Raw genomic sequence first — 7,107 nt, 5'->3', positions numbered from 1 at the left:
CTAGAATTTCATCGGATTTACCCAGGGGTTTTTCCAATGTCTATTCTAAGGGGTGCACTTCAATTGACATGGAATGGGGTTTTTCTGCATGGTTCGACAGGTTTATATTGCCATAGGATGTAATTCTATCTAGAATAGAAGGTAGGTTAATAGTCGCTTTTTCATAGAGACGGCGTATGGGAATTAGGGGGGCTTTATGCTTAAAAAGAAGTGGCTGAGGACGGCTGCGGCAGGGATCGTCATCTGCTTATTCTGGTCATTCCTGTTCAGTCTGGGAAGCGGCGGAACGCTGAATATGATTGAGAAGCCCCTGCGGGATATGGTGAGGGTGCAGACGGATGCCGAACGGCAGCCCTTCAGCGAAATCAAAATCATTAAAATCGACAATGAATCTCTTGCGCAGTTGGGTCAGTTCCCGTGGGATCGTTCACTCTATGCGCAATTGATCACGATGCTAGCAGATGCAGGCGCGAAGGCAATCTTTCTCGATATCGTGCTGGCAGAGCCCGGTTCAGATCCGGCCGGCGATGCGATGATGGCGGAAGTGATGGAGAAGTATCCGAACATTGTACTGCCCGTCGTATTCAATTTCAAATCCAGGCAGGACCAGCCTGAAGAAATGGAAACGGATTCGATCGATTATCCGGCCTCAACAATCGGTGCCGCCGATAGTCAAATCGGACATATCAATGTCATGCAGGACAAGGATAACATAGTCCGGATGCTTACGCTGGGGGCATTGGATAAGAAGGGTGAGATGGTTCCGGCCGTCAGCGTGAAGCTGGCCAATTATTTGCTGGATCAGGAGCAGCAAATCCGTTGGAACGAGAGCGACGGGAAGTGGTATCGCGGAGATAAGCAAATTCCGGCGAATTCGCGCAATCAGGTTGCGACGGAGTTCTACACGAAGCCGCGTGAAGAAATGAGCTTGGAAACGGGCTATGACACGAGATCGTTCTTCGAACTTCTATCCGGGGAAGTGCCGGCGGATTTCTATATGAACGATATCGTTCTGATCGGACCGTATGCCCCGGGACTGCAGGATGAGTATCTGACGCCGCAGAATACGACGCTTAAGATGTACGGTGTGGAAATTCATGCGAATATGGTGCAATCCTTGGCGGCTGGCAAGTTTTTCACCGATACAGGCAAGCCTGTCAATTACGCGATCATCCTGCTCTTGACATTTTTATCGCTCCTGCTGTTCGAGCGTTTCCGCGGCGGAAAAACATTTATCGCGTATGGGATCCTGGCTGTTATTTTTATTTTAACCTGGATTGAACTGTACCAGCTGTTCTCGTTATTTATTACTTTTACATACGCATTCCTGGCCATGACGACTGCTTTCGTCTGGTCTGTCGTCAATCATTACGTAACCGAGCGCAAGGAACGAAGCCGCGTTACGAACATATTCGGCCGATTCGTTCCCAGGACGGTCGTCGATGAGATGCTGGCGTCGGGAGAAGAAGTGACTGTCGGCGGCCAGCGCAGGGATATTAGCGTCGTCTTCGTCGATATTCGCGGCTTTACGCCAATGTCAGAGAAGCTTGAGCCGGAGCAAGTCATCCAAGTGCTGAATGAATATTTGGACATCTGCACCAAAGCGGTGTTCCAATGGAACGGAACCTTGGATAAGTTCATCGGGGACGGGGTGATGGCGATCTTCGGCGCACCCGTGACGCTGCCAAATCATCCGGAGCTGGCCGTACGCGCCGCTCTGGAGATGAAGCGGCAGTCCGCCGAGCTTGAGGAGCGCTGCCTTCGTGAAATCGGTGTTCCGGTGCGCTTCGGTGTCGGTGTCAACAGCGGTCCCGCCGTAGTCGGGAATATTGGTTCGGAAGCGCTGCGGCTCGATTATACAGCCATCGGAGATACGGTAAACTTGGCTGCCCGCTTGGAAGCGAACGCGAAGCCGGGTCAAATTCTCATCAGTGAAGAGACGTTAGCCCGGGTTGGAGACTTGTTCGATACCGTGAGCATCGGTGAAATCAAGGTGAAGGGGAAGGAGCATCCCGTTCTTGTTACAGAGGTAATCGGTGAAGCAGCCGTTAAAGCTCGTTCCTAATGTTGAAGATTGAAGGGAGATATCAGAACCATGGGTAGAAGAAAGAGTATGAAGGTTCTATTACTAGCTTTATGCTTGGCTCTGTTTGCCGGACCGGCTGCTCTATTTGCGGGTTCAGGCAAGGCATCCGCACAAGTCATGCGCGTTGCGATCGTGAAGTCGTTGAAGGGTACCGTGAATGTCATGAAATCGGGCGGCACCAAATCGTTCAAAGCCTTTAAGAATATGAGCTTAAACGAGGGCGATCAAATCGCCACCGGCAAAGACAGCAGCGTCCAGCTGGAGCTTGCAAGTGATAAAGCCGATCAGGATAGCGTTACGATTGGCGCTAATGCGCAAGTCACTTTCTCGAAGCTGAAGGACGCGAACAGCACGAAAACAAAAATGAACATCTGGGCTGGATCATTGTGGCTGAAGGTGAAGTCGGTCTCCAATGCCGCAGACCAGTTCGAGGTGGAGACGCCGACGTCCATTATGGGTGTTCGCGGAACCCAATTCTTAGTCGGGGTAGATCCATTGACCGGCATGACGAGTATGACGGTATTTGCCGGTGTCGTGCAAACAGTTGTCGACCGGACGCACTGGAACTCTCCCGTTACGCAAAGGCTGCAGCAGCAGGTCCCCATTATGCCGACGCAGCAAATCATTCTGACTCCAATCGATCAAGGCGTTCGTTCGTCGCAGGGAGTCATCGATATCGCTGATCTCATTTCGTCATCAAGCCCGGAAATCATCCAGCAAATTCTTATGGCTGCCCAGTCTATTCGCGAAGAGCAGGATCAGCAGTTGGCGAAGTGGAAGCTGGAGCTGGCCAGCGGACAACTGCCGGGGCAGAACCAGCCAGCTCTGCAGGCTGACTTAGACCGGATGCAGCATAATTTTGAAGCGCTCTTATCCTTAATCGCCCAGCAAGCCATAGATGCCGGCAAGATCTCGAAGTCGGAAATGGATCAAATCATTGATGAGGTAAACAAGGCAGCGGAGTCAAAGCTAATCGACCTGAACAAGAAACAACCTTTGGAGCTCTCTGAGCAAGAGAAGAAGAAGCAGAAGGAGCTTCAGCAGATGCGGGAAGAGGAGAAGAAGAAAGCATTAGAAGAACAAAAGAAAAAGGAAGAATCGCGAAATAAGGATTTGCTCGATAAGCTGAAGAAGGAACAGGAGCGAATCAAGGAGCAGAACGAACGTATACTCGAAGAACAGCGCAAGAAAGCGGAAGAAGCGTTCAAGCAAGCGTTGGACTATCAGGCCAAGCAGCAATTCGAAGATGAGCAGAAGAAACGCGAGCAAGAGAAGAAGGATGCTCAGCCGCCAACCCAGACTCCAGGCGTCTTATGGCCAGGCTCTGGTTCAGGCCCAGGTGAAGTAACGCCTAGCACGCCAAGCGCGAAGCTTGCATTCGGTGGCGGTTTGAATTCCGGCGATGTCCTCACGGGTGAACCTTTCTATACGGTCGATTTGGAAGTGAAGCTTGACGGCTTCACGGGTTCTTCGAATGTATACGGGTTTGAGATTGAACTGGATTATGAGAATGCTATCTTTAATCAAGAGAACGAGTACCGCTTTAATAATTTCCCGGAATATACGAGTGTCCGGGAAGATGGCCCTTTCAAAGTAGAGATCGAAGGAAATGATAACCCGTTGGCAGAGAGTGTGGACCAGTTGAGTCCGGTTTGGAATGAAAATAGATCCGGTGGGTTGAAATATTCCGTACTGAAATTCGCGGGCAACGGGGTTGCGACGAGCGGAGAGACGACCGTTCTGAAGCTGCCTTTCGATATCGTGCCATTGAATCCTGAAACGAGCGAGTCAACTACTATGGATGTAAACTTCAAAATCAGATCGATTAAAGCGATTGACAAGCAAGGCAATATAATTAACACCATTTATAGCACAAATGCTATTAAGCTCGGGGTATCTACCTATCCTATTCCACTTGTATAAGGAGTAATGATCGATGAAGTCTGTGAAATTATTGGCAGCATCCTTATTGGCGGCATCGCTGGCTCTTAGTACTATGGGGGCAGCGTCAGCCGAAACGGGCGTAACAAAGGATTCGCTGCTGGAAAGTAAGCCGCTCTACGAGATACACACAGCAGCCGGGACCGGCGAAGCCGGTTTTCGCGACGGCGCGAATGCCGCATTCAGTGAGCCGACCTCGTTAGTATACTTTGCGAAGGAAGGGACCTTGTTGACGGCCGACAAGCGCAATCAACGATTGCGCTCAGTAGGAGCCAAGGGAACCACGACCATGGCCGGCCTGGATATTGGCATGGATGATTATAATTCGCCGCTTGGCGCGCTGAATGACGGGAAGCTGCTTGAAGCGGCATTCAATCATCCGGCGGGACTCGCCGAGGATGGCTCCGGCGCCTTATTCATAGCAGACGCAGGGAATCATGCTGTGCGGGTTATCGATGGAAGCGGTGAAGTGAAGACGCTGGCCGGCAACGGATTAATCGGTTTGAAGGACGGCGCGGGCGAGGAAGCGCGGTTCAACAACCCGCTGGATCTCGCTGTTACGAAGGATCAGGTTGTCTATGTCGCGGATACGTTGAATCATGTCATTCGCAAGATCGAAGGCAGTAAGGTAACGACACTTAATGCGCCATCGACACGGGTCGTTGAGGTTTTTCCAGGTGTTGTGGAGAATGCCGGGGACTTTAAGGACGGCCCGCTCTATCAAGCGAAGTTTAACGAACCTAGCGGTCTGGCACTGGACGCCAAGGGGAATTTATATGTCAGCGATACCGGGAATCAACGGATTCGTTACATCGATTTCGCCAAGGGGACGGTAACGACGGTAGCCGGCGGGGCTGAAGATAAGCCGGTTGCATACGGTACCAGCGAGACATTTGCAGGCGGAGGTTACGCCGATGGAAGCGCCTCGAAAGCGAAATTCAATGCGCCGCGCGGTCTTGCGCTCTCGCCTGATGGCGGACTCCTGATTGCCGATTCACTTAATCATGTTATCCGTTATTTGAAGGATGGCCGTGTAACAACCGTTGCCGGAACGCCTGAAGAAACTGGCAAGGTGGACGGAATCGCCTCTGCAGCGCAATTGAACACGCCGACAGATGTGGTCTGGATGGGTGACGGTGCATACGGTATTGCAGATGCGGGCAACAACCGGGTACGCATCCTGAAGCCTTATACGGCTCCTGCCGGCTTGAGTGCAGGGTCGGCGATTCATCTGCTGTATAATCATCAGGTTCTGGAATCCGATTCGGCTCCTGATGCCGTGAATGGCACGACCTTCGTTCCGGTTCGGATCCTAACCGAGAAGCTTGGCTTCAAGGTTCAATATGCTAAGGGGAAGACTGTTCTCACGAAAGGAACAGTAAGCTATATCCTCGAAGCGGGATCCAAAGCCATCCTGAAGAAGAATGAAGGTCAGGCCGGGCAGACGATACATGTGGAGAAAGCACCGTTCAATAAGTTAAACCGATTGTTCCTGCCCGTGCGGTTCTTCGCTGAAGAAATCGGTCTGGATGTGCAATGGCTGCCAGAAATTGGCGCCGTACTGCTGCGAGATAAAGTTCTTACATCCGTAAATTAAAAAAAATATTAAAAAATGGCCGTCCGATGCGAAATCGGGCGGCCATTTGCCGATATAGTACCTAATATGCTGTGCTGGAGGTTCAGGATGGAAGAACGAAGCGACAATATGAATTATTTGAAACAATATGTACAGAACCATCCCGACAACCGGATGGCATGGTACTTACTCGGTAAGCAATATGTGCTAGAAGGGAAAGACGCCAAAGCCAATTATTGCTTCCTTCAAGCCGGAAGTATCTACGAAGCTTATGAACGCAAGCAGCATCCTATGGCTAAGGGTCCGCAGCAAATGATCCAAGTGTGGAACCGTAAGCGGCGCATTCGCACTCTGTTCCGCCGCTCGATCGTTATTGCTGTTCTGTTGTTGGGCGGATTAATGGCTCTTCCCCACATGGGGCCTTCGAGCCTACCCGGCGAAGATAGCATGGAGGCGGCTTTAGGTGGCGAGCAGACTCAGAATGGAATGAAGGAACAGATGCAAGTCGTACTGATGAACCCGGCTGTGAACCGGCCATTGGGAAAGTCGCTCGAGCTGCTGCTCGAAGGGGAATCCAAGCCCTCTGATTACGGATTATCGGTCATGCTGGAGCAGCTGGGCAGCTGGCGCTCTTGGACAGGAGATACCCGTATCCTGCTATCCACCCGCAAGCAGGGCGAGGGCGAAGCTTATCAAATTCAAATGCATGACTCGGGCGTATGCGAGTGCCAGCCGTCGGATGCAACGGAAGCGTTCGAGAAGTGGAACAGCTGGAGCGGGATGCAGGAGGAGCGCTGGACGCTTTCCAGTGCGATATCGCAATACCGGGAGCTCTACGGCAAGTGGCCAACCGCAATCGAGGATCTGATACGTCCTTATCCTAATAATGTAATCTCTGGCGGAACGGCAGGAATGCGAAAGCTATTTCCTGCGATGCTGCAGACGATGAAGGCGCTGCCGGGCAGCGGTGAAGTGGGTGCTTCATCCGAAGCGGGTCAAATGAATAGCGCAAGCAGGGATACGCTGCCAAATGGAGGAGCGGATCAATTGCCGGGAGCTCCGTTATCGATCGTCGTCGATATGGATACGCACCGGCTGGCCGTTGTAAGCGGCGATGTGATCGTCCGCAGTTATCCGGTTGGATTAGGCGGGGAGAAGACCCCTCCCGGTAACTTCTATATCAGCGAGAAAGTGAAAAACCCGAACGGCAAGGACGATGGTGAGTTTGGAAGCCGCGGCATGACGCTATCCGGTACGCTGTACGCGATTCATGGGACGAATGAGCCTGACAGCATCGGGAAGGACGAATCCCATGGATGTATTCGGATGGGGAAAGAGGATGTTGAGGAGCTGTATGACTTGGTGCCGCTTGGAACCAAGGTGAATATTAAAAGCGGCGTCCTTCCCGAAGAACCGCAGCCGCCTGTCAAACGCTTCCGTTTGCAGCCGACGCAGGACGAGACGAACCCCGCTGTTGTATACCGTTGGTTATCGTAACCGTGAG

4 protein-coding genes are annotated in these 7,107 nt (G+C 51.9%); all 4 read left to right on the top strand.

The window, feature by feature from the left end:
• Positions 1-196 precede the first annotated feature (196 nt).
• The 4 genes from NNL21_RS30270 (at position 197) to NNL21_RS30255 (ending at position 7,100) form a co-directional block, all read left to right on the top strand.
• Positions 197-2,065, top strand: a complete 1,869-nt coding sequence (locus NNL21_RS30270; RefSeq protein ID WP_204818893.1) for an adenylate/guanylate cyclase domain-containing protein — start codon at positions 197-199, stop codon at positions 2,063-2,065.
• 30 nt (positions 2,066-2,095) lie between these two features.
• Positions 2,096-4,009 carry a FecR family protein gene (locus tag NNL21_RS30265; protein WP_204818894.1) on the top strand — a complete coding sequence of 638 codons (1,914 nt, stop codon included), beginning with the start codon at positions 2,096-2,098 and terminating at the stop codon, positions 4,007-4,009.
• A gap of 13 nt (positions 4,010-4,022) precedes the next feature.
• Positions 4,023-5,624, top strand: coding sequence for an NHL domain-containing protein (locus NNL21_RS30260; RefSeq protein WP_204818895.1), 1,602 nt, complete (start codon positions 4,023-4,025; stop codon positions 5,622-5,624).
• An 87-nt stretch (positions 5,625-5,711) separates the two neighbouring features.
• On the top strand, positions 5,712-7,100 hold the full coding sequence (locus NNL21_RS30255; RefSeq protein WP_204818896.1) for a L,D-transpeptidase: 1,389 nt from the start codon (positions 5,712-5,714) through the stop codon (positions 7,098-7,100).
• Positions 7,101-7,107 lie beyond the last annotated feature (7 nt).

Source organism: Paenibacillus mendelii (assembly GCF_024498075.1).
Lineage (GTDB): Bacteria > Bacillota > Bacilli > Paenibacillales > Paenibacillaceae > Paenibacillus_Z > Paenibacillus_Z mendelii.
The sequence above is the reverse complement of the archived record's forward strand: the minus strand, read 5'-3'. Positions and strand labels throughout refer to the sequence as shown.